This is a genomic window from Paracoccus caeni (genome assembly GCF_016629665.1).
GTDB lineage: Bacteria > Pseudomonadota > Alphaproteobacteria > Rhodobacterales > Rhodobacteraceae > Paracoccus > Paracoccus caeni.
In genome coordinates this window covers 814,769-837,173 of sequence record NZ_JAEPRQ010000001.1, presented here as the reverse complement: position 1 = coordinate 837,173, position 22,405 = coordinate 814,769, and the positions used below count along the sequence as shown (strand labels likewise).

Here is a 22,405-nt window from a genome sequence, read left to right as displayed (position 1 = left end):
GGGTCCGGCATCCGCATCCGAGGGGGACCATGTTCAACCTTTTCCTTCTGCAACTGCTTAACGGCGCGCAGTTCGGCATTCTGCTGTTTCTGGTGGCGGCGGGTCTGACGCTGGTTTTCGGCATCATGGACTTCATCAATATCGCGCATGGCGTGCTTTACATGGTCGGCGGCTATGTGATGGCGATGATGATGGGAACGACCGGGAATTTCTGGCTGTCTCTGGCGCTGGTCCTGCCGGTGACGCTGGCCGTCGGTCTGGTGTTGGAGCTTCTGGTTTTCCGAAGGCTTTACGACCGATCACATCTGGATCAGGTGCTGGCGACCTTCGGGTTGGTGCTGGTGCTGTCGGAACTGGTAAAAATCTTCTGGGGCTCCGCGCCGCTATCGGTCGCCATGCCCGAGATGCTGTCCGGCTCGGTCCCGCTGGCCGGGCCGATGCGCTATCCGGTCTATCGGATCGCGGTGATCGGCGTCGGGTTAAGCGTCGCGATTGGCCTGTGGTTCGTGATCGCCCGCACCCGCGTCGGCATGCTGTTGCGGGCGGGGGCGGCGAACAGATCGATGGTGTCGGCGCTTGGAACCGACATCAACCGGCTGTTCATGCTGGTCTTTGCGGCGGGCGCGATGCTGGCGGGCTTTGCCGGGGCAATCGTGTCGCCAATCCTGTCGGTCGATCCGGGCATGGGCGATTCCATCCTGATCCTGACATTTGTGGTCATCGTCATCGGCGGCGTCGGCTCGGTCAAAGGCGCGTTCTATGCCGCGCTGCTGGTGGGCATCGTCGATACGCTGGGCCGCATGTTCGGCCCGATCCTGTTGCGGCTGGTGATGGAGCCCGCCGCCGCCGCGCAGGCCGGACGCACCATAGCCCCGATGCTGGTCTATATCCTGATGGCGGCAGTGTTGTTCTGGCGACCTGCCGGCCTTTTCGGGCGCAAGGTGTCGCAATGAGCGACCTTCGCCCCCGCCTCGCACCTCGCCTAAAACTGGCACTGGTGATCTTCGCCCTTCTCGCCGTCGTTCCGCCGATCGCGCAAGCCATTGGCGAGCCTTTTCTGATCGTCGTCGCCACTCGCATGATGGTCTTCGCCATTGCCGCGCTGTCGTTGGACCTGATCCTTGGCTATGGTGCGATGGTGTCCTTTGGCCATGCCGCCTATCTGGGCTTCGGCGCCTATGCGGTGGCGATCCTGTCCCGCGCCGGGATTAATGACCTGCTGCTGCAGATATTGGCGGCGATGGCGGCAGCGGCGCTGTTCGCGGTGGTGACCGGCGCAATAAGCCTGCGAACCCGAGGCGTCTATTTCATCATGATCACCCTCGCCTTCGGGCAGATGGCGTTCTTCTTCTTCGTGTCGTTTTCGGCCCTTGGCGGCGATGACGGGGTGGCACTTCGGGCACGCTCGACCGTCTTGGGCATCCCGCTGCTGCAAACAACACAAGGGCTGTTCTATGTCACGCTGGCCCTGCTGGTCGCTGTGTTCGCCGGGCTTTACCGGCTGACCCTGTCGCGCTTCGGGCGGGTGCTGACCGGCACCCGTGAAAGCGCGCTGCGCATGCAGGCCATCGGCTTTCGCCCCTTCCCCTATCAACTGACCGCCTATGTCATCGCCGCCTGCCTTTGCGCCATCGCCGGGGTGATGCTGGCCAATCAGGCGGTCTATGTCTCGCCCGCCTATATGAGCTGGCACCGCTCGGGTGAGATGATCGTCATGCTGGTCCTTGGCGGCATCGGCAGCCTGACCGGCGCCATGGCCGGCGCGCTGATCACCGTCGGATTGGAGGAAGGGCTGGCCCGCTGGTCCGAACACTGGCGGCTGGGCTTCGGCCTGATCCTTGTGCTGGTGGCATTGTTCTCGCCCGGCGGGCTGACAGGGCTGCTGCGCCGTCTCAATCTGATAAGGGGCGGAAAATGAGCCAGCCATTGCTGCGCGTCGAGGGGTTGAGCAAAGCCTATGGCGCGCTGAAGGTCACGCAGAATGTGTCGCTCGATGTCGATGAGGGACAGCTTCACGCCATCATCGGCCCGAACGGCGCGGGCAAGACCACGCTGATCGCCCAGCTTTCGGGACAGTTGCGCCCGGACAGCGGCACGGTGGTCTATGCGGGCGAGGATGTTACCCGGTTGGATATGGCCTCTCGCGTGCAAAAGGGGCTGGCGCGGTCTTTCCAGATCACCACGCTGCTGGCCGGTTTCACCGCATTGGAAAACGTGGCGCTGGCGGTGCAGGCGCGGGCCGGGTCGTCCTTCCGCTTCTTCCGCCCCGCCGCGACCGAGCAGGCGCTGAACGACGAAGCGATGCAATATCTGGCCGATGTCGGTCTTGCCGGACGTGAGGGCCGGGTGGCCGGATCGCTGAGCCACGGAGAGAAACGCCAGCTTGAAATGGCCGTCGCTCTGGCCACACAACCGCGGCTCTTGCTGCTGGATGAACCGCTGGCAGGCACCGGACATGAGGAAGCCGCGCAGCTGATCGCGCTGTTTGATACGTTGAAAAGCCGGGTGACGATGGTGCTGATCGAGCATGACATGAATGCGGTCTTTGCCTTGGCCGACCGCGTATCGGTGCTGGTCTATGGTCAGATCGTCGCCAGCGGAACCCCGGCCGAGGTCCGCGCCGATGCCAAGGTCCGCGCCGCCTATCTGGGTGAAGAAGAGGTGTCCGATGCTCTCGGTTGAAGGTTTGCAGGCCGCCTATGGCGACAGCCGGGTGCTGTTCGGCATCGATCTATCCGTCGCGCGTGGCGAGGTGGTCACGCTTCTGGGCCGCAACGGCATGGGCAAGACAACCACTGTCCGTTCGATCTTCGGACTGCTGCGCCCCTCGTCTGGCAAAGTCTCGATCGAGGGGCGCGACCTCACTGCGGCAGCCCCGCATCTGATCGCCCGCGCCGGTCTGGGCCTTGTGCCGGAAGGACGGCAGGTCTTCGCGCCGCTGACGACCGAGGAAAACCTGATCGCCACCGCCCGCACACGCGGCAAGGCGAAATGGACGCTGGACCGGGTCTATGCCCTCTTCCCGCGCCTGAAGGAACGACGCCGCAATATGGGAGATCAGCTTTCAGGCGGCGAACAGCAGATGCTGGCGGTAGGACGGGCGCTGATGACCAATCCAGCGCTTCTGGTGCTGGACGAGGCGACCGAAGGGCTGGCCCCGCTGATCCGCGAGGAAATCTGGTCCTGCCTGCGCCACCTGAAGGACGAGGGCGAGGCGATCCTGGTCATCGACAAGAACGTGGACGCGCTGGTCCGCTTTGCCGACCGCCATGTGGTGATCGAGAAGGGCAAGGTCGTCTGGACCGGCACCACCCCCGACCTGATCGCAACCCCCGATGTCAAAAGCCGCTTCCTTCAGGTCTGAACCCCGGGCTTCTTCTTCACGCAAATATCCTCGGGGGGTTGCCTGCTGGTACGCCGCTGGTTCGAGAACCAGCAGGCGACGGGGGCGAAGCGCCCCCAGCCTGCCTATGCCTCGCCCGCCGTCTTTCGCAACTGGAACCGCTGGATCTTCCCGGTCGCCGTCTTCGGAAGCGCATCCGTGAACACAACGCTCCGCGGATATTTGAACGGTGCAATCGTCGCCTTCACGTGATCCTGCAACACCCGCACCATCAGCGCATCGCCCGCATAGCCTTCTGCCAGCACCACATGCGCCTGCACGATCTGGCCGCGCTCGTCATCCGCAACCCCGATCACCGCGCATTCCTGCACAGCGGGATGGGCCAGCAGCGCCGCCTCGACCTCTGGTCCCGCGATGTTATAGCCGGATGACAGGATGATATCGTCGGTGCGGGCGGCGAAGTGGAAATGGCCGTCCTCGTCCTGCCAGAAGGCGTCGCCGGTCAGGTTCCAGCCGTCGCGGACATAGACCGCCTGCTTCGCCGCGTCGGTCATGTAGCGGCAGCCGGTCGGCCCACGCACCGCCAGACGACCCGTTTCGCCGCGCGGCAGTTCCTGCATGTCGTCGCCGACGATCTTCGCCTGATAGCCGGATACAGGCTTGCCGGTGCAGCCCGGCAAGTGGTCGTCGAAGCGGTTCGATATGAAGATATGCAGCATCTCGGTCGCGCCGATCCCGTCCAGCATCGGCTTGCCGGTCTTGGCTTTCCATTCCTCGAAAACCGGCGCGGGCAGCGTCTCGCCCGCGCTAACCGCCGCGCGCAGACTGGACAAATCCGCGCCCTCATCCATCGCGCGCAGCATCACCCGATAGGCCGTCGGCGCGGTGAAGCAGACTGTGGCGCGGTGTTCCTCGATCATCTGGATCATGTTCGGGGGGCTGGCCTGTTCCAGCAGCGTCGCCGCCGCACCAAAGCGCAAGGGGAAGATCGCCAGACCGCCCAGCCCGAAAGTAAAGGCCAAAGGCGGGCTGCCGATGAACACATCCTCGGGCGTCACGTTCAGCACTTCCTTTGCATAGCCATCCGCGATGACCAGCAGATCGCGGTGGAAATGCATGGTGGCCTTTGCCTCGCCCGTCGTCCCCGAGGTAAAGCCCAGCAGCGCCACATCATCGCGCCCGGTCTGGACCGCATTAAAGTGCACCGGCTTCTTCAGCGCCACCCGGTCCAGTTCGGCATCGTGATTGGCAGTGCCGTCGAAACCGACCACGGTTGTCAGAAAATCGCTTTGCTTCTGGCACAACGCCAGTTCCTCGATCATCCGCGTATCGCAAAGCGCGTGGCTGATCTGGGCCTTGTCCACCAGCTTCGCCAACTCTCCCGCCCGCAGCATCGGCATCGTATTGACCGCAACCGCCCCCGCCTTGGTCGCCGCCAGCCAGCAGGCCACCATTGCCGGGTTGTTGGCCGAGCGGATCATCACCCGATTGCCTGGCTTTACGCCGAAATCCTCGACCAGCGCATGGGCAATGCGGTTCGACCAGTCCGAAAGCTCTTTATAGGTGCGCGAGCGGCCATTGCCGATCAGCGCCACATGGTCGCCGAAGCCCTTTTCGACCATCCGGTCGGTCAGTTCGACCGCCGCGTTCAGATATTCGGGATAGTCGAAGCCGGTCAGGTCCAGTTCGGGCCAGCTCTCCGCCGCAGGCAGGTTGTCGCGGGTGAACGTGTCGATATGGGCCGAAGGTCCAAGCGGCGCATTTGCGGTCATCTTCATTCTCCCAGTTGGGCGGGCGGGCATCTTGGCGTGCCCTGTCCCGCGATTGTCCTTTTGTCAGGCGGGGATCACCGCAGTCGCCTCGATCTCGACCTTGGCGCGGTCCTCGACCAGCGCCACCACCTGAACCAGCGCCATCGCCGGATAGTGGCGGCCGATGGTTTCCTTGTAGGCCGCCCCGATCTCTTTCAGCGCGCCAAGATATTCTTTCTTGTCAGTGACATACCATGTCAGCCGCACCAGATGTTCAGGCCGGGCGCCAGCTTCGGCCAGAACGGCGACGATGGAAGCCAGCGCGGTGCGGACCTGACCGGCGAAATCGTCCGTCTCGAATTCCTGCTGGTCGTTCCAGCCGATCATGCCGCCGGTGAACACCATCCGTCCGGTCGCGGCCATGCCGTTGGAATAGCCGGGCGTGGCTTTCCAGTTCCTCGGATGCAGAACCTCATGCACCATCCCGTGTCTCCTTGAATTCAATGATTTTGTCTCGAATGATCCCCGGCCAGCCAGCGGCCTTGCCGTCACGGCCAACCCAAACGATGGTCGAGCGGTGTTCCAGCTTCACCTGACCGTCCACACTGACCACCTGCGCCAATCGCAAGCTGGAGCCGCCGACATGTTCGACCTCAAGCGTGAAATCCAGCACCTCGCCCAGGCGCGAAGGGGCGCGGAAATCGGTGTCGATCTTCACTGTCGGCACCGCGCAGCCTTCGTCGATATGAATGCGCGCGAAGGAATAGCTCAGCACTTCGGCGAAGAAGTTCTCGATCACCGAGTTCAGCATCTCGAAATAGCGCGGATAAAACACGATCCCCGCCGGGTCGCAATGGTTGAACTCGACCTGTATCCGGCGGCGATAGATCATCCAAGGATGCTCCGCGCGATGACGACCCGTTGCACGTCGCTGGCCCCTTCATAGATGCGCAGGGCGCGGATATCGCGGTAAAGCTCCTCGACCTTGACGCCGTGCCGCACGCCGTCGCCGCCATGCAGTTGCAGGGCGGCGTCGATCACCTCTTGCGCGGCCTCGGTGGCGTAAAGTTTCGCCATCGCGGCTTCGCGGGTGATGCGCGGCGCGCCCATATCCTTCGCCCAAGCGGCGCGATAGACCAGCAAAGCGGCGGCATCGACCTTCAGCGCCATATCAGCCAGATGCCCCTGAACCAGTTGCAGATCGCTAAGCGGCTGGCCCTGAATGCGGCGGGTTTGCGTGCGCTCCAGCGCCTCGTCCAGCGCGCGCCGCGCCATGCCAAGCGCCGCCGCGCCGACCGTGGGGCGGAACACGTCCAGCACCGACATGGCCAGCTTGAAGCCCGCACCCGATTCACCGATCAGGGCCTCATCGGGTAGGAACACCTTGTCCAGCTTCAGCGTGGCAAGGGGATGCGGCGCGATCACCTCGATCCGTTCGGCGATGGTCAGGCCGGGGCTGTCGGCGGGCATCAGGAAGGCGGACAGGCCGCGCGCGCCCGGAGCCTCGCCGGTCCGCGCGAAGATCACGTAAAGATCGGCGATGCCGCCGTTCGAGATATAGGTTTTCTCGCCAGTCAGCCGCCAGCCACCCACGACACGTTCAGCCGTGGTCGCGGTATTCGCCACATCCGAGCCAGAGCCTGGCTCGGTCAGCGCGAATGCCGAAATCGCCTCTCCTGCCCGGGTCCTCTCCAGCCATTCACGCTGGCCCGGCGTGCCGAAAAGCGAAATCGCCCCCATGCCAAGCCCCTGCATCGCGAAGGCAAAATCGGCCAGCGCGTCGTGGCGGGCAAGTGTTTCGCGGGTGAGGCACAGGCTACGGACATCCAATCGCTCACCCTCGGCCGCACCTGAATGGCGCAGGAAACCTGCCGCACCAAGCGCCGCGACCAGCCCCTTGCAGGCGGCATCGACATCGCCGTGATCGACCGGCAGATGCGCCGCGCACCATTCATCCAGCGCCGATGCCAATTCGCGGTGACGGTCCTCGAAGAAGGGCCAGTTCAGGAAACTTTGATCTGCCACGGCTCAATCCCCCTGAAAAACCGGCTTTTCCTTGGCGACGAAGGCGCGATAGGCGCGTTCGAAATCGCGGGTCTGCATGCAGATCGCCTGTGCCTGAGCCTCGGCCTCGATCGCCTGCTCCAGCCCCATATTCCATTCCTGATTGATCTGCGTCTTGGTGATGCCATGCGCAAAGACCGGCCCGGCAGCGATCCGTTCAGCCAGCTTCCGGGCCTCGGCCTCCAATTGATCGGCAGGGTGGATCGCGTTCCAGAAGCCCCAGGCCTTGCCCTCCTCCGCCGACATGGCGCGACCTGTATAAAGCAATTCCGCCGCCCGCCCCTGCCCGATGATGCGCGGCAGCATGGCGCAGGCGCCCATATCGCAACCGGCCAGACCGACGCGGGTGAACAGGAAGGCGCATTTCGCCTCGGGCGTTGCCAGCCGCAGATCCGAGGCCATGGCGATGATCGCCCCTGCCCCCACGGCCACACCATCGACCGCCGCAATGATCGGCTTGCCGCAGCCGATCATCGCCTTGACCAGATCGCCGGTCATCCGGGTAAAGGCCAGCAGATCCTTCATATCCATGCCGACAAGCGGGCCGATGATGTCATGCACATCGCCGCCGGAACTGAAATTCCCGCCATTCGAGGCAAAGATCACCACATCGACATCCGTCGCATAGACCAGCGCCCGAAACGTGTCGCGCAATTCGGCATAGCTTTCGAAGGTCAGCGGGTTCTTGCGGTCGGGGCGGTCCAGACGGACGGTGGCGATGCGGTCGCTGACCTCCCACTGGAAATGCTTGGGGCTCAGCCCGGCAAGCTCGGTTCTGGTGAGATTGCTCATGTCTTCTCCGCCCTCTTCAGAATATCCGTGATCGCGTCCACATCGTCGTCGCTCAGCCGTGCGAACAGTCGCGTCACCTCGACCTCATGGCCCGCCGCCTGCGCCTCGAACGCCGCCAGCCCTTCGGGCGTCAGCACAACCGAGACCGCGCGCCGGTCGGTTTCCGACGGAATACGCCGGGCCAGCCCGTCCTTTTCCAGCCGATCCACCACCACCGTCGCATTGCCGTTGGAGACCAGCAGCATCCGCGACAGCTCGCCCATGGTCAGCCCGTCGCGCCGCCGATAAAGCGCCGCCATCACGTCGAAACGCGGCAGCGTCGTGTCATGGGTGAGACGCAGATATTCGCGCAGCTCGCCCTCGGCCCGGCGGGTGACGCCCAAAAGCCGGATCCACATCTTCAGCCGCCGCTTGCTGCCTTCGGTCATGTCTCCCCCCCGGCAATCGCGATGGGCTGGCCGTTGATCCCCTCGGACCCCGGCGCGCAGAGCCACAGGGCGGCGGCGGTCACCTCGGCAGGCTGGATCAGGCGTTTCTGCGGATTGGCGGCGGCCAGCGTGGCGCGGGCATCTTCGGCGCTCATCCCGGTCTTTTCGGTGATCGTCGCCACAGATCGGTCGGTCATTTCCGTATCGAGAAACCCCGGACAAAGCGCATTCACCGTGACCGGCTTCTTCGCCACCTCCAGCGCCAGCGACCGGACCAGCCCCACCACCCCATGCTTCGCCGCCGCATAGGGCGCAACATAGGCATAGCCCTTCAGCCCGGCGGTCGAGGCCACCGCGATCAGCCGCCCCCAACCGGGCATCTGCGCCAAGCCCTCGCGGAAGGTCAGGAAAGTGCCGGTCAGGTTGACGGCCAGCGTGGCGTTCCATTGCTCCAGCGTGGTCCGGCCCAAAGGCGCGCTATCCGCCGCCCCCGCATTGGCGATGACAATGTCGCACCGCCCGGCCTCGGCAAAGAGGCGCTTTAAATCGGCTTCGCTGGTGACATCGGCAGTCACGAAGCGCGCGCCGGTGTGTTCGGCGACCGATGCCAGCGGACCTTCACGGCGACCGCAGATCACCACCTCGGCCCCGGCTGCGGCAAAGCCCGCGGCAAGATCGGCGCCAACGCCGGTGCCGCCTCCGGTAATGAGAACGCGCTTGCCCGCGACGCTCATGCCCGGATCGCTTCCTGCTGACGTTCGTGCAGGCGATACAGAAGATCGCGACCGCCCTTGTAGGGCGCGGGCCATTCCACCCCGGTCTCGCCCTGTTCGACGGCGGCGTGCAGCGTCCAGTAAGGATTGGCCAGATGGGCGCGGGCAAGGCAGACCAGATCGGCGCGGCCCGCCATCAGGATGCCATTCACCTGATCGAAATCGCTGATATTGCCCACGGTCATCGTGGCAAGCCCGGCCTCGTTCCGGATGCGGTCGCTGAAAGGCGTCTGGAACATGCGGCCATAGATCGGCTGTTCCGCAGGATCGGTCTGGCCCGAGGAAACGTCGATGATATCCGCCCCCGCCGCTGCGAACATCTTGGCGATCTCGACCGCCTCTTCCGGGTCCACGCCGCCATCGATCCAGTCATTGGCCGAGATCCTGACCGACATCGGCTTTTCCTCGCCCCATGCGGCGCGCATCGCCCGCAGCACCTCCAGCGGATAGCGCATCCGGTTTTCCAGCGAGCCGCCATAATCATCGGTCCGCTTGTTGGTGATGGGCGAGATGAAGGTCGCCAGCAGATAGCCATGGGCCGCGTGCATCTCGATCATGTCGGCACCGGCCCGCGCAGCCATTTCGGTCGAAGCCACGAACTGGTCGCGGACCATATCCATATCGGCGCGGTCCATTTCCTTCGGCACGGCGTTGGCGGGTTTGTAAGCGATAGGGCTTGCCGCCATCAGTTGCCAGTTGCCGGAAGCCAGCGGCGCATCCATCCCCCCGTCCCACGGCACGCAGGTCGAACCCTTGCGCCCGGAATGGCCGATCTGGATGCAGAGCTTGCACGAGGTCTCGGCATGGATGAAATCGGCCAACCGCTTCCACGCCGTCTCATGTTCGGCGGCATAGAGGCCGGGGCAGCCGGGGGTGATACGGCCCTCTGCCGACACGCATGTCATCTCGGTATAGATCATCGCCGCGCCGCCCTTGGCGCGTTCGGCGTAATGGATCAGGTGCCAGTCGGTCGGGCTGCCGTCCACGGCCTTGTATTGCGCCATCGGCGACATGACGATGCGGTTCTTCAGCGCCATGTTGCGCAGACGGAACGGCGCAAACATCGGGCGATGGCCGGGCGCACCGCCCGCCTTTCGCTGAAACCAGTCTTCCGCCGAGGCCAGCCATTCAGGATCGCGCAGGCGCAGGTTTTCATGGCTGATCCGCTGACTGCGGGTCAGCAGGGAATAGGCGAACTGGACCGGGTCCATGTCCAGATACCGCTCGACCTGTTCGAACCATTCAAGGCTGTTACGCGCCGCCGATTGCAGGCGCAGCACTTCCAGCCGGCGTTCCTCCTGATACCGCTCGAACGCGCGTTCCATCGTCGGTTCGGAATGCAGGTATTCCGCCAGCGCGATTGCGCTGTCAAAGGCCAGCCGCGTCCCCGAGCCGATTGAAAAATGCGCCGTCGCCGCAGCATCGCCCATCAGCACGACATTCTCGTGATACCACTGCTCACAGATCACCCGAGGGAACTGCATCCACACCGCCGAGCCGCGCAGATGCGCCGCGTTCGAGCGTAGCGAATGCCCGTCCAGATGCCGCGCAAAGATCCGGCGGCAGGTTTCGACCGTTTCTTCCTTCGACATATCGGGGAAGCCCAGCTTCTCCCACGTCTCGGGCAAGGTCTCGACGATGAACGTCGCGGTGCTGTCGTCGAACTGATAGACATGCGCCCAGACCCAGCCATGTTCGGTCTTTTCGAAGATGAAGGTGAAAGCGTCGTCGAATTTCTGATCGGTGCCCAGCCAGACGAATTTGCATTGACGCGTGTCGATATCGGGCTTGAAAACCTGCGCATATTCCTGACGGACCAGCGAGTTGATGCCGTCGCTGCCAACGACCAGATCATATTCGCGGCGGTATTCTTCGGCGGTGCGGAACTCGGTTTCGAATTGCAGATCGATGTCCAGCTCGCGCGCCCGCTGTTGCAGCAGGATCAGCATCTGCTTGCGCCCGATCCCGGCAAAGCCGTGGCCGCCCGACACCGTCCGTTCGCCGTCATGGATCACGGCGATGTCGTCCCAATAGGCGAAATGGCTGCGGATCGCCTCGGTGCTGACGGGGTCGTTCTGCTGCATCCGGCCAAGCGCATCGTCCGACAGCACCACCCCCCAGCCGAAGGTGTCATTCGCCTTGTTGCGCTCCAGAACGGTGATCTTGTGCGATGGATCGCGCAGTTTCATCGAAATCGCGAAATAGAGACCCGCAGGCCCCCCGCCCATGCACAAGATCTTCATTCCATTCCTCCCCGCGGACTTCGGTCCGTCTGCGGAGAGACTGCCAGCGAATCGGATTCATTTCAAGTTTGAAATTTCGAACTTGAAATGATATGACCGCGTGAATGAGAGGAGCGCGGGAATGACGACAATCGCGGTTATCGGTCTTGGCGCAATGGGCCTTGGCATTGCGCAGGTCTATGCGGCTGCCGGTTTCACCGTGCTGGCAACCGACGCGGTGCAGGACGCGCGCGACAGCGCGATTGAAAGGCTGCGCACAAACCTGCTTCCGCGTGTCGAAGCGCGAAAAATGCCGTTGGCCGAGCTTGAGGCGCTGCTGTCCCGCATCACCATCGTTGACCGCGTCGCGGCAATGGCCGCTGCCGATCTGGCCATCGAGGCCGTCATCGAGAAGATCGACACCAAGCGCGCGCTTTTCACTGATTTGGAAGCGGTTGTTGGGCCGGATGCCGTTCTGGCGACCAACACCTCATCTCTTTCAGTCGCGGCAATGGCCGAGGGGCTGGCCCACCCGGAGCGCCTGCTCGGCCTGCATTTCTTCAACCCCGCGCCGGTGATGAAGCTGGTCGAACTGGTGGCCCATCCGCTGACCAGCACTGATGCCTTGGGCCATGCCCGCCGCCTGACCGAAGCCGCAGGCAAGACGGTGATCGATTGCCCCGACCGTCCCGGCTTCATCGTCAATCGCTGCGCCCGCCCCTTCTATGGCGAGGCTCTGGCGCTGCTGGAGGAAGGCCGCTCTGCCACCGACATCGATGCGGCGATGTTGGCAGCGGGCTACCGACTTGGCCCGTTCGCGCTGATCGATCTGGTCGGCGCGGACATCAATCTGGCGGCGACCGAAAGCCTGCACGCCGCGATGAACGGCAATCCCCGCTATTATATCCACAGCGCGCTGCGCGATCAGGTCACCTCGGGCAATCTGGGCCGCAAGACCGGCAAGGGGTTCATTCATCCCGAAACGCCCGGCCCGGCCCCTGCGGACGCCGCAGCCATTGCCCTGCGTATCGAGGCGATGATCGCCAACGAGGCCGGGTGGCTTCTGGCAGAGGGTGGCACCACTGAAACCGGCATCGACACGGCGCTGAAACTTGGCCTCAACTTCCCGCGCGGTCCGTTTGAAATCCTTGCCGCATATGGCCGCGACCGCCTGCGGGACGAACTTCATCGCCTTGCAGAAATCGCGCCTGCCGGGTTGGCTGACCGATACCGGCCCGCGCCGATACTGGAATTCGCCTGACAATCTGAAAATCACATCTGCGGATCACGGGGTTCGCGGAAAGGTTGCGCCGGAGCCCGCGTTTACATCATATGCAGGGCTCTCGCCCGCGTGATAGGCTCTCTTGTCAGCACGAATTGGCCCGTTTTTTCAGCGTTGCTGACCCGTACGTGTATATGGGGTGAATATCTATGACGATCAGAAAGTTTGCGACGGCGACGTCGCTGGCCGCTTTGGCCAGCCTCGCGATCGCCTCTGGCGCTTCGGCGGCAACATTCACCATCGATTCCGGGGATATCACTGTCTCTGGTGCCGATTTCTGCGTTCCCGGCGACTGCACGCTCGACGGTGCCGTCAATGGCGGCACGTTCGATCTGAGCAGTGTCGGAGAAAGCGTCACACTTAACGATCTGTTCAACTGGGAAATTCTCGTCACCAATCCGCTTGCCACCGGCTTTGGAGCCTATGGGATCAATGTGACGCTGAACTTCTCTTCCCCGTCCAGTGCTTCCGGCGACGGAGAGGGTCTGGGCGGCTTCGTGACCCTGCTTGGGACCGTTTCCGCAGGCGCATTGCTATGGACCGTCGGGACCGGATCGGTCGATTTTGCCGAAGGATACCAGCTTGCATATGAATTGCATGACGAGCTGGAATTCGGCATCGGCCTTGAAACCACCACCGGGGCAAGCTTTACCCTGACGCAGATTCCCGCCGTGGTTCCGCTGCCCGCAACAGCATTGCTGCTGATGGGTGGTGTCGGTGCCCTTGGTGGCGTGGGCTATCGTCGCCGCCGCAAGGCAGCCTGACGGAACGGCCTGCCATCACTTGACACGATCCCGGCCCGGAGCACCGAAAGGCGTTCCGGGCCGCAGTCGTTCTGCCGACAGCCGCATTGCTGAGCGCAAAGAAAAACGACCGGCAGAGGCTGCCGGTCGTTGCGATTTTCTGAAGCCTCGGCTCAGTTCCGGGTCGAGTCCCCGTGATGCTGCGCCAGATCGTCCACGTTCTGCAGATCACCCGGATGCGGCTTGTGGCTGACCCGGTTCCAGATCCAGGTCAAAGCCCACAGCACCACACCGATCGCCAACAGCCAACCGGCAACACGATACTGTCCCATCTGCTCGGGGCTGCGCGCCCACGGACCAACCAGGAAGGCACATGTCAGCGCGCCGATCCAAGGCACGAAGACCGGGACCTTGAAATGCTCGTGCTTGACCGGATGCTTGCGCAGCACCAGCAACGAGATGTTGACCACGGTAAACACCGCCAGCAGAAGCAGCGAGGTGGTGCCACCCAGCAGGCTGACCGCCGGGGTCGAGGATTTGGTGACCACGAAGTAGATCAGACCGAAGGCCAGCAGGGTGGTGAAGATGATCGCCACCCAGGGCGTACGGCGCGTGCGATGCACAAGGCCCAGACCATGCGGCAAGACGCCCTGCCGGGCCAGACCGTAAAGCAGGCGGCTGGCCATCAGCATGTTGATCAGCGCCGAGTTCGCCACCGCGAACATGCCGATGAACGGGAAGATCTTGTCGAAGGGCAGGTTCGGCGCACCGGCGCGCACAACCTGCGTCAGTGCCGAGCCCTTGTCCGGGTCGGACAGATCGCCAACCGGGACCAGCGCGACCGCAAAGATCGACACCAGAATATAGATGATGCCGGTGATCGTGAGGCCGGTCAGCATGATTTTCGGGAAGATGCGAACCGGGTCCTTGACCTCTTCGGCCATGTTCACAGAATCCTCGAACCCGACCATGGCAAAGAAGGCCAGCGCGGTTGCCGCCGTCAGCGACATGAACGCGCTCTTTTCTTCCGAGGAATGGAAAACCATCACCTCGCTGAAATCGGCACGACCCTGCGACGCCGCATAGAAACCGATGAAGATGATCATCAGCAGGCCGGACAGCTCGATACAGGTCAGGACCACGTTCGCCTTGACGCTTTCGCCGACGCCCCGGAAGTTGATGACCGCGACCAACAGCATGAAGCCAAGCGCAAGCAACAGAATGCCGGTGCTGCCCGAGGTGAAGCCCAGCCCGAACCCGTCATTCAGAAAGCCCGCAAAGGCGTTCGACGCGGTCGAGGCCGAAGTGATCCCCGAACACATGACAGTAAAGGCCACAAGGAAGGTCAGAAAATGGATGCCAAAGGCGCGGTGCGTATAAAGCGCTGCACCCGCAGCCTGCGGATAGCGCGTGACCAGTTCCAGATAAGACAACGCCGTGATCGTCGCGACCAGAAAGGCTACCAGAAACGGCGCCCACGCCGCCCCTCCGACCTCTCCGGCGACCGTGCCCGTCAGGGCATAGACCCCGGTGCCTAGAATATCCCCCACAATGAACAACAAAAGCAGCTTCGGCCCCATCACGCGGTGGAGTTCGGGCTGCTGCTGAGGTTGAGGGGCGCTGCTGCTTGTCGTCGTCATCCTGTCATCCTCGTTGAAGTTTCTTTTCTGAGATCAGGTTGCGCCTAATGATCCATATGCGCAAGAGGCTGTTAATATATTGATTTTTATTGAAAATGCTGGAACATGTTGCGGATTTGGCGCGGTTTGCCGAAATCGTGTGTTGACGCCATTCGCGCGATTCGAACCACCCTTGGCGGACGGTGCAGCACGGAAGGTTCGACAGTTCTGAACCGCCCCGTTTACATCCCGCCGATGCCCGCCCTCACCCGGTCCGGACTGCCGCACACCTCGTCGTCGCCGACCCGCCTAGTCCGGTAATTCGTTGATCGCGCCTGTGTTCCTGCCGCAATATTGCTGAAGATTATCGTCATTCAGTGGTAGAAACCTGCCACAGACAGTCATAACCTTGATGATAAAGTGTCACTCGGGATGGAAACCCCGATGCGGCCCGTGCCTGCGTTGCTGGATTAACTAATATTAACAAGTGTTTCCCGGATTCTGCAGATCCTTGGCTCTGCGTCGGGTGTTTCGGAGTTCAAGCCCTGGCTTTTACGTTTTCCATCATTGAGTGGTCATCTGTCATCGACCCGACCGGCCTGTTCCGCCAGACCGGCACGTCCGAAGGCGATGTCGGCTCTGGCGGGATTCCTGGAAGCACACGGGTTTCATTCTCTGCCGTCGCGACACGGACGATCACGACCGGCTCTGACAGCGGCGCAGCGGATTTTCCCGATGACGGCGGCGCGCGTCTTTACGCCCCGGTCACGCTGAACGGGACCAGCTTCGCCACCGGCGCCCGTGTTGAGGCGGATTTCGAGGTGATCCTGCACGATCCCGCAAGCGGTCATTACTTCCGCGCGACATGGCTTGCGATCGATAACCAGCCGGTCGGCGTCAGCCTGTCGCGGGCCTGGGATGCTGCGGCGGGGCGCTATGTGGACGGTCCGGGCGGCATCTACGATCCGGGGCAGTCGCTGGTCCTGATCGACGGCGACACACTGGACGGCAGCCCGAACATTGCCCAGTTCGCCACCGACAGCAATTACGCCAGCGACGGCATCGGCAATGATGCGGTGCTGAACGACTCGAACGGCTCTGTCACCTGCTTCCTACGCGGGACCGAAATCATGACCCCGCAGGGCGAGCGGCGGGTCGAGGATTTGCGCGTCGGCGATCTGGTGGCGACGCGCGATCACGGGTTGCAGAAACTGCGCTGGATCGGCAACCGCCGGATCATGGCGCGCGAACTCTCGGCCCGGCCCGAACTGCGGGCGATCCGTATCTCTGCGGGTTCTCTGGGTCGCGGCCTGCCGAAATCCGATCTGCTGGTATCGCCGCAGCACCGGATTCTGGTCCGCTCGCTGATCGCGCAAAGGATGTTCGGCACGCCCGAGGTTCTGGTCGCGGCCAAGCAATTGCTGGAACTCGACGGTATCGACAGGGCCGAGGATCTGGACGAGATCGAATATTTCCACCTGCTCTTCGACCGTCACGAGATCGTCTATTCGAACGGCGCGGAAACCGAATCGCTCTATACCGGGGCCGAGGCTTTGCGCGGCGTCGGCATGGCAGCGCGCGATGAAATCTTCGCGCTTTTCCCGGAATTGCGGCGGGATGGCTGGCAGCCCGCTTCCGCGCGTCCGCTGGTCCCCGGCAGTCAGGGCCGCACCCTTGCCGCACGTCACCTGCGCAATGGCAAATCGTTGCAGCATTAGCGGCCAAAGGTGGGGATGACATCGCCGCCGCAACATCTAATCTGGCGGGATAGCTCACCAAGGAAGATTGCAGTGCAGATACGTCTCGTCGGCCCGCTATGTCTTGCGCTGACCCTTGCGACCGGCGCTTTGGCACAGCAGCCGGACCTGTGCTTCGGACGCACCTATGACGCCGCGCATCTGGCCGCCAATCCGTTGCAGCAGGTCCGCGACATCCGCGTTCTGGAGCTTCCTCCGGATGACAGCGACCCGGCTTACGGTGTCACCAACTATGATATCCGGGTGCTCTTTCGCGACGACCCGCGCGAATTCAATGCCGCTCCGGGCTGCCTGAAAGGTGAAACGGATGCCTTGCGTTGCATCGTCGAATGCGACGGCGGCGTGATGTTCCCCGAGCGGCTGGCCGATGGCCGCCTGAAGATCACCACCTCATATCTGCGGGCCGAGACGACCGAGGGTGCCGATGGCGAAGGCGGCTGCGCCGAGCCGGTGACACGCAGCATCGCCGACAACCGACCCGAAGGTGCGGATGAGGAACAGGTCCACCAGACGATTTTCCTGCTTTATCCCCGCGATCCCCGCGAATGCAAATGGCAGGGCCACTAGCCCCCGATCCGGCCCTTGAATGCACACAACTGCAACAATATCTGGTATAATCCCCCTAAGTTGCGACCAAGGAGCGTCCGATGAGCCGCTTTGCTGCGCCGATTGCCGAACAGATCTGGGATATGAAATACCGGCTGAAACAGGCAGACGGCCAGCCCGTCGATGCCTCGGTCGAGGATAGCTGGCGGCGGGTGGCGCGCGATCTGGCCTCGGTCGAGCCCGACCCGGCAGCCTGGGAAGACCGCTTCTACGCCGCGCTTGAGGATTTCAAATTCCTGCCCGCCGGACGCATTCTGGCAGGCGCGGGAACGGGCCGCTCGGTCACGCTGTTCAACTGTTTCGTCATGGGCACGATTCCCGACAGCATGGAGGGCATCTTCCAGTCCCTGAAAGAGGCCGCGCTGACCATGCAGCAGGGCGGCGGCATCGGCTATGACTTCTCGACCATCCGCCCCAAGGGGGCAGAGGTTCATGGGGTGGCGGCGGATGCCTCTGGCCCGCTGTCCTTCATGGATGTCTGGGATTCGATGTGCCGCACGATCATGTCGGCGGGCAGCCGTCGCGGCGCGATGATGGCCACGATGCGCTGCGATCACCCCGACATCGCGGCCTTCATCGAGGCCAAACATGACAGCGCCCGGCTGCGCATGTTCAACCTGTCAGTGCTGGTGACGGATGCCTTCATGGCCGCGGTCAAGGCCGACGGCCCCTGGGATCTGGTCTTCGGCGGCAGGGTCTATCAGACGGTTCAGGCGCGCGATCTGTGGAACCGGATCATGCGCGCCACCTATGACTTTGCCGAGCCGGGGGTGATCTTCATCGACCGGATCAACCAACAGAACAACCTGCACTATGCCGAGACGATCTCGGCCACCAATCCCTGCGGCGAACAGCCCTTGCCACCTTACGGCGCCTGCCTGCTGGGCTCGGTCAACCTTGCACGTCTGGTCTCAGACCCGTTCACCGACCGGGCGTCGCTGGACTTGACCGCGCTGGATGATCTGGTCCGCGTGGCCATCCGCATGATGGACAATGTGGTCGATGCCAGCCGCTTCCCGCTGCCCGAACAGGCGGCCGAGGCACAGGCCAAACGCCGGATCGGACTTGGCGTGACCGGGCTTGCCGATGCCTTGCTGATGCTGGGCCTGCGTTATGGCGCGCCGGATGCGGTTGAGCAGACCCGCATCTGGATGAAGGCCATCGCCCACGCCGCCTATCTGTCCAGCACCGATCTGGCCCGCGAGAAAGGGGCGTTTCCCCTGTTCGACGCCGATGCTTTCCTGCAATCGGGCTTCATGCAGCGCATGGACCCCGAAGTGCGCGAGGCGGTGGCGCAACATGGTATCCGCAACGCCCTGCTGACCTCGATCGCGCCGACCGGGACGATCAGCCTCTATGCGGGCAACGTGTCCTCGGGGATCGAGCCGGTCTTTGCCTACGCCTATACCCGCAAGGTTTTGCAAAAGGATGGCTCGCGGACCGAGGAAGAGGTGGTCGATTACGCGGTCCAGATGTGGCGCGATCTGCACGGCGATGCGCCGCTGCCGGATCATTTCGTCAATGCGCAGGTGCTGGCGCCGATGGATCACGTCGCCATGCAGGCGGCGGCGCAGGAATGGGTGGATTCGTCGATTTCGAAAACCATCAACGTCCCTGAGAATATCGATTTCGAGGCGTTCAAGGACGTTTACCTTGCCGCGTGGGATATGGGCTGCAAGGGCTGCACCACCTATCGCCCGAACGATGTGACGGGCAGCGTCCTTTCGGTCAGCGAAACCTCGGAGACGGCACCCGAGGCGGATCGCGGCGCGGCGGTGGTCTATCTGACCGAACCGCTGGACCGCCCGGGAACGCTGGAAGGCGCGACCTATAAGGTGAAATGGCCCGGCTCGGAACACGCGATCTACATCACCATCAACGACATCGTGCAGTCGGGCCACCGACGCCCCTTCGAGATCTTCATCAACTCGAAGAATATGGAGCATTTCGCCTGGACCGTCGCCCTGACGCGGATGATCTCGGCGGTGTTCCGGCGCGGCGGCGATGTGTCCTTCGTGGTCGAGGAACTAAAAGCCGTCTTTGATCCACGCGGCGGCGCATGGATGGGCGGGCGCTATGTCCCCTCGATCCTCGCGGCCATCGGCGGCGTGATCGAGCGGCACATGATCGCCATCGGCTTTCTGGCGGGCGAAGGCATGGGCCTGAAAACCGACCCGCAGGCCGAGGTGATGGTGGTCGGAGAACGGCCAATCGGCCCCGCCTGCCCGAATTGCGGCCAATACGGCATGCGCATGATTGAAGGCTGCATGACCTGCCCCAGTTGCGGCCATTCGAATTGCGGCTGAACGGATCGCGGCTTTACGCTTGAGAACCGCTTACAGGCTTTCGTCCGACAGCAACCCAGCCCGCACCGCCGCCTCGCATTGGGCGGCCAGCGTCTTGCGCGTCTGCCCCTCGACCATGATCGGCGCATGCAGCCGGATCACCACCCGGCCCGGATGTTTGACCGACAGCACGGTCAGCAGATGCGGACCCAGATCCATATCGGCCCACCATCCGTAGAAGCGCGGATCTTCGCCTTCCGGGGCCTGATAGCTTGCGGTCAGCGGCTGCACGACCAGCCCTTTCGGCAAAGCGGGGTCCAGAAAGCCCTGAAACAGCGTCGGCTTGAACGGCAACACCCGGCGTCCATCGGTCGAGGTGCCCTCGGGGAAAAACAGCAGCCTATGTCCCGCACGCACCCGCGCGGCAAATTCCTCGGCCTGAGCGCGGGCCAGCTTCGGGTCGCGCACCACGAAATGCGTATCGGTCACGCGGGTCAGGATATTGATGCCGGGCCATGTCCGCACCTCGGCTTTCGAGACGAAAAACACCGGCATCGCGGCGTTCATCGTCAGAATATCCAGCCAGCTCGAATGGTTCGCCACCACCGCGCCCGCCCCGCTCATCGGCACGCCCTCGCGCCGCCAGCCGATGCCCATGCACAAAAGCGCCAGTCGGCAGACGATCTGCACATGCGGCCCGGTCCATGGACGGCGCGGCCCATGAAACAGCCGCTCGATCCCGCGCATCGGCAGGATCAGCAGCACGCCGATCAGCAGAACCAGAACCGCAGGCACCCCGCGCCGGATGACACGCCACCAGCCCGCCACACCTTGCGGTCGCCGCATCTCCGGCGGCTCAGCCCCCCGCCATGTCGCCTCACCCCGGCCAGCGGCCACGGGCCCGACATCGGCATCGACAATGGCGGGCGAAACGATCTTCTCGCTCATTTCTCCTGCCGGCGGCCTTCATAGAATTTTCGATGTTTTTCGGACATCGCCTTGGTGTCCATCAGCAAAAACACATCGGTCGTGTTGAAGTCGTGATCGATAAACGCCCCCTCACCGACCAGACCGCCCAGCCGCAGATAGGCCTTGATCAGCGCCGGCATCCCCACCATCGCCTCGCGCCGGTCCAGCCTGTCCACCGGGATCAGGTCCATCCGCTGATACCCTTCGGGCAGGGCCACCGGGCGCAGCCCCTCGGGCGCCAGATGCTCATGGTGCAACCAGCTTAGCGAGGGCGCCAGCATCGTCGCATCCGTGCCATGGAAAGAGGCCACGCCGAACAGGATCTCGATCCCGTTATCCAGCACGTAATCGGCCAGGGCGTTCCACAGAAGAAACATCCCCGAACCGCCCCTGAACTCGGGATCGACACAGGACCGGCCCAGTTCCAGAACCGAGCGTCCGCATTCCCGCATCGGCGTCAGGTCATATTCACCGTCGCAATAGAAGCGCCCGAACTCTGCCGCCCGATCACCCGGCAGCAGCCGATAGACGCCCACGACATGATCCAGATCCTCGACCGAGCGGCGATTGTCGATCAGGCACAGATGATCGACCACCGGGTCGAACTCATCCATCTCCAGCCGCGCGTCGTGATCGACCAACGGCCCGTCGCCGCCCAGCTCCTCGACAAAGACACGATAACGCAGCCGTTGCGCCGCCTTCAGGTCGCTTTCCGTCCGGGCCAGACGGATGTCAAAGAAATGCGTCTCAGAATTCATATATTCGCGGTCCAGTCGGGCAAGGCCAAGCCCGCCCTGCATAGGTCTGCGATAGCGGTGATGCAACAAAGTTCGCTTGACGCTTGGTAAACTTACAGAGCATTCTTGACCGACACAACCATTGGTTGCAATTTAGTCATATCAAACAGCTAGCCTTCACCCGGCCAGACAATATCCAAAGAGACACGTCGCCCGTCTATGACCTGCTTGCCCGCCTCGGCGAAATTGACCGTGATCCGGTCGCCGATCCTTGATTGCACCTGCCCCTTGCCCCATTCGGGCGCGCCGGGATGGCGAACGATCATTCCGGGCTCAAGCATTTCGTTCATTGTCACGACTCCATCACGATTGAAGAAGGTAAACCCGCATGACCATCGACACAACGCGTCTTCGCCCCGGCCAGCTTACGCAACTTCTGGGCTCTCGCCTGTGTCATGATCTGGTCTCGCCGCTGGGCGCGATCGGCAATGGGGTAGAGCTTCTTGAAATGTCGCCCGACTATCCCGCCCTCGCCAAAAGCGCCGAGCTGCGACTGATTTCGGAATCGGTTCAGGCGGCGCGCAACCGCATTCAGGGCTTCCGCGTCGCCTTCGGCCAAAGCGCGGGCGGGCAAAGGATCGGCCGCCCGGAACTGGTGAAACTGCTGGAAGGCTTTTCCTCGCAAACCCGTCTCAACGTCACGCTGGACGCCACAGGCGACTTTGCCCGGCCCGAGATCCGCATGGTCCTGCTGGCGCTGATGTGTCTTGAGACCGCCATGCCCTGGGGTGGCCGCGTGCTGGCCGTCCACAGCCCCGGCCAATGGCGTCTGGTGGCCGAGGCCGACCGCACCCGCCCCGAGCCAGAGCTTTGGACATGGCTTGGCCCCGTCCCCGACGAGACCGAGCCGCTGACGCCCCGACCGCCGCTGGCCTCGGAGGTGCAATTCCCGCTGCTGGCCGACGCAGCTGCCGAACAGCAACGCCAGATTCACTGGGAACTTGACGACAAGGGCGCCGAGATCGCCTTCTGAT

Annotated in this window: 22 protein-coding genes; 10 read left to right on the top strand and 12 right to left on the bottom strand. The window is 63.2% G+C overall.

Features of this window, described 5'->3' with window-relative positions; all coding sequences use genetic code 11:
* Positions 1-29: 29 nt before the first annotated feature.
* Genes JJJ17_RS04010 through JJJ17_RS03995 form a run of 4 tightly spaced genes read left to right on the top strand, consistent with a single transcriptional unit; the run spans position 30 to position 3,364 of the window.
* Positions 30-953 (top strand): branched-chain amino acid ABC transporter permease, encoded by a 924-nt coding sequence (locus JJJ17_RS04010; protein WP_200683947.1) that lies wholly within the window; start codon positions 30-32, stop codon positions 951-953.
* Entirely contained in the window at positions 950-1,918 is a 969-nt protein-coding gene (locus tag JJJ17_RS04005) for a branched-chain amino acid ABC transporter permease (protein WP_200683946.1), read from the top strand. Before JJJ17_RS04010 ends, JJJ17_RS04005 begins: the two co-directional genes overlap by 4 nt.
* Complete coding sequence (locus JJJ17_RS04000) at positions 1,915-2,682, top strand: ABC transporter ATP-binding protein (protein WP_200683945.1); 768 nt, start codon at positions 1,915-1,917, stop codon at positions 2,680-2,682. The genes JJJ17_RS04005 and JJJ17_RS04000 overlap by 4 nt, the downstream gene beginning before the upstream one ends.
* Positions 2,669-3,364 (top strand): ABC transporter ATP-binding protein, encoded by a 696-nt coding sequence (locus tag JJJ17_RS03995; protein ID WP_200683944.1) that lies wholly within the window; start codon positions 2,669-2,671, stop codon positions 3,362-3,364. The genes JJJ17_RS04000 and JJJ17_RS03995 overlap by 14 nt, the downstream gene beginning before the upstream one ends.
* A 104-nt stretch (positions 3,365-3,468) precedes the next feature.
* On the opposite strand, the gene JJJ17_RS03990 is transcribed toward JJJ17_RS03995, so the two are convergent.
* The 8 genes from JJJ17_RS03990 to JJJ17_RS03955 all read right to left on the bottom strand — a co-directional run bounded on the left by JJJ17_RS03990 (position 3,469) and on the right by JJJ17_RS03955 (position 11,394).
* Positions 3,469-5,115 carry an AMP-binding protein gene (locus tag JJJ17_RS03990; RefSeq protein ID WP_200683943.1) on the bottom strand — a complete coding sequence of 549 codons (1,647 nt, stop codon included), beginning with the start codon at positions 5,113-5,115 and terminating at the stop codon, positions 3,469-3,471.
* 63 nt (positions 5,116-5,178) lie between these two features.
* Complete coding sequence (locus tag JJJ17_RS03985; protein WP_200683942.1) at positions 5,179-5,577, bottom strand: RidA family protein; 399 nt, start codon at positions 5,575-5,577, stop codon at positions 5,179-5,181.
* Positions 5,567-5,986 carry an acyl-CoA thioesterase gene (locus JJJ17_RS03980; protein ID WP_200683941.1) on the bottom strand — a complete coding sequence of 140 codons (420 nt, stop codon included), beginning with the start codon at positions 5,984-5,986 and terminating at the stop codon, positions 5,567-5,569. Before JJJ17_RS03980 ends, JJJ17_RS03985 begins: the two co-directional genes overlap by 11 nt.
* Positions 5,983-7,119, bottom strand: coding sequence for an acyl-CoA dehydrogenase family protein (locus JJJ17_RS03975; protein WP_200683940.1), 1,137 nt, complete (start codon positions 7,117-7,119; stop codon positions 5,983-5,985). The genes JJJ17_RS03980 and JJJ17_RS03975 overlap by 4 nt, the downstream gene beginning before the upstream one ends.
* Before the next feature lie 3 nt (positions 7,120-7,122).
* Entirely contained in the window at positions 7,123-7,950 is an 828-nt protein-coding gene (locus JJJ17_RS03970; RefSeq protein WP_200683939.1) for an enoyl-CoA hydratase family protein, read from the bottom strand.
* The gene (locus JJJ17_RS03965; protein WP_200683937.1) at positions 7,947-8,378 is read right to left on the bottom strand and encodes a MarR family winged helix-turn-helix transcriptional regulator; all 432 of its coding nucleotides are present in this window, start codon (positions 8,376-8,378) and stop codon (positions 7,947-7,949) included. Before JJJ17_RS03965 ends, JJJ17_RS03970 begins: the two co-directional genes overlap by 4 nt.
* Positions 8,375-9,112: an SDR family NAD(P)-dependent oxidoreductase gene (locus JJJ17_RS03960; RefSeq protein WP_200683935.1), complete on the bottom strand. Its 738-nt coding sequence runs from the start codon at positions 9,110-9,112 to the stop codon at positions 8,375-8,377. The genes JJJ17_RS03965 and JJJ17_RS03960 overlap by 4 nt, the downstream gene beginning before the upstream one ends.
* On the bottom strand, positions 9,109-11,394 hold the full coding sequence (locus JJJ17_RS03955; RefSeq protein WP_200683933.1) for a bifunctional salicylyl-CoA 5-hydroxylase/oxidoreductase: 2,286 nt from the start codon (positions 11,392-11,394) through the stop codon (positions 9,109-9,111). The genes JJJ17_RS03960 and JJJ17_RS03955 overlap by 4 nt, the downstream gene beginning before the upstream one ends.
* Before the next feature lie 121 nt (positions 11,395-11,515).
* Between JJJ17_RS03955 and JJJ17_RS03950 the strand changes: the two genes are divergently transcribed.
* Complete coding sequence (locus JJJ17_RS03950; RefSeq protein WP_200683931.1) at positions 11,516-12,634, top strand: 3-hydroxyacyl-CoA dehydrogenase; 1,119 nt, start codon at positions 11,516-11,518, stop codon at positions 12,632-12,634.
* A gap of 170 nt (positions 12,635-12,804) precedes the next feature.
* The gene (locus tag JJJ17_RS03945; protein WP_200683929.1) at positions 12,805-13,419 is read left to right on the top strand and encodes a VPLPA-CTERM sorting domain-containing protein; all 615 of its coding nucleotides are present in this window, start codon (positions 12,805-12,807) and stop codon (positions 13,417-13,419) included.
* Positions 13,420-13,571: 152 nt separating this feature from the next.
* Here the strand turns inward: JJJ17_RS03945 and JJJ17_RS03940 are convergent, their stop codons facing one another.
* Complete coding sequence (locus JJJ17_RS03940) at positions 13,572-15,038, bottom strand: APC family permease (protein WP_200683928.1); 1,467 nt, start codon at positions 15,036-15,038, stop codon at positions 13,572-13,574.
* A gap of 800 nt (positions 15,039-15,838) precedes the next feature.
* Here JJJ17_RS03940 and JJJ17_RS03935 point away from each other — a divergent pair.
* The 3 genes from JJJ17_RS03935 (at position 15,839) to JJJ17_RS03925 (ending at position 19,686) form a co-directional block, all read left to right on the top strand.
* Positions 15,839-16,735, top strand: a complete 897-nt coding sequence (locus JJJ17_RS03935) for a Hint domain-containing protein (RefSeq protein ID WP_325168759.1) — start codon at positions 15,839-15,841, stop codon at positions 16,733-16,735.
* 72 nt (positions 16,736-16,807) lie between these two features.
* The gene (locus tag JJJ17_RS03930; RefSeq protein ID WP_200683927.1) at positions 16,808-17,341 is read left to right on the top strand and encodes a hypothetical protein; all 534 of its coding nucleotides are present in this window, start codon (positions 16,808-16,810) and stop codon (positions 17,339-17,341) included.
* 80 nt (positions 17,342-17,421) lie between these two features.
* Positions 17,422-19,686, top strand: coding sequence for an adenosylcobalamin-dependent ribonucleoside-diphosphate reductase (locus tag JJJ17_RS03925; protein WP_200683926.1), 2,265 nt, complete (start codon positions 17,422-17,424; stop codon positions 19,684-19,686).
* 30 nt (positions 19,687-19,716) lie between these two features.
* Here the strand turns inward: JJJ17_RS03925 and JJJ17_RS03920 are convergent, their stop codons facing one another.
* The 3 genes from JJJ17_RS03920 to JJJ17_RS03910 form a co-directional block, all read right to left on the bottom strand.
* Positions 19,717-20,613, bottom strand: coding sequence for a lysophospholipid acyltransferase family protein (locus JJJ17_RS03920; protein WP_200683925.1), 897 nt, complete (start codon positions 20,611-20,613; stop codon positions 19,717-19,719).
* The gene (locus JJJ17_RS03915) at positions 20,610-21,392 is read right to left on the bottom strand and encodes a GNAT family N-acyltransferase (protein WP_200684789.1); all 783 of its coding nucleotides are present in this window, start codon (positions 21,390-21,392) and stop codon (positions 20,610-20,612) included. The genes JJJ17_RS03920 and JJJ17_RS03915 overlap by 4 nt, the downstream gene beginning before the upstream one ends.
* Before the next feature lie 149 nt (positions 21,393-21,541).
* A complete protein-coding gene (locus JJJ17_RS03910) occupies positions 21,542-21,721 on the bottom strand; it encodes a DUF3553 domain-containing protein (RefSeq protein WP_200683924.1) in 180 nt (59 codons plus the stop codon).
* A 38-nt stretch (positions 21,722-21,759) separates the two neighbouring features.
* Between JJJ17_RS03910 and JJJ17_RS03905 the strand changes: the two genes are divergently transcribed.
* Complete coding sequence (locus JJJ17_RS03905; protein WP_200683923.1) at positions 21,760-22,404, top strand: histidine phosphotransferase family protein; 645 nt, start codon at positions 21,760-21,762, stop codon at positions 22,402-22,404.
* Position 22,405 lies beyond the last annotated feature (1 nt).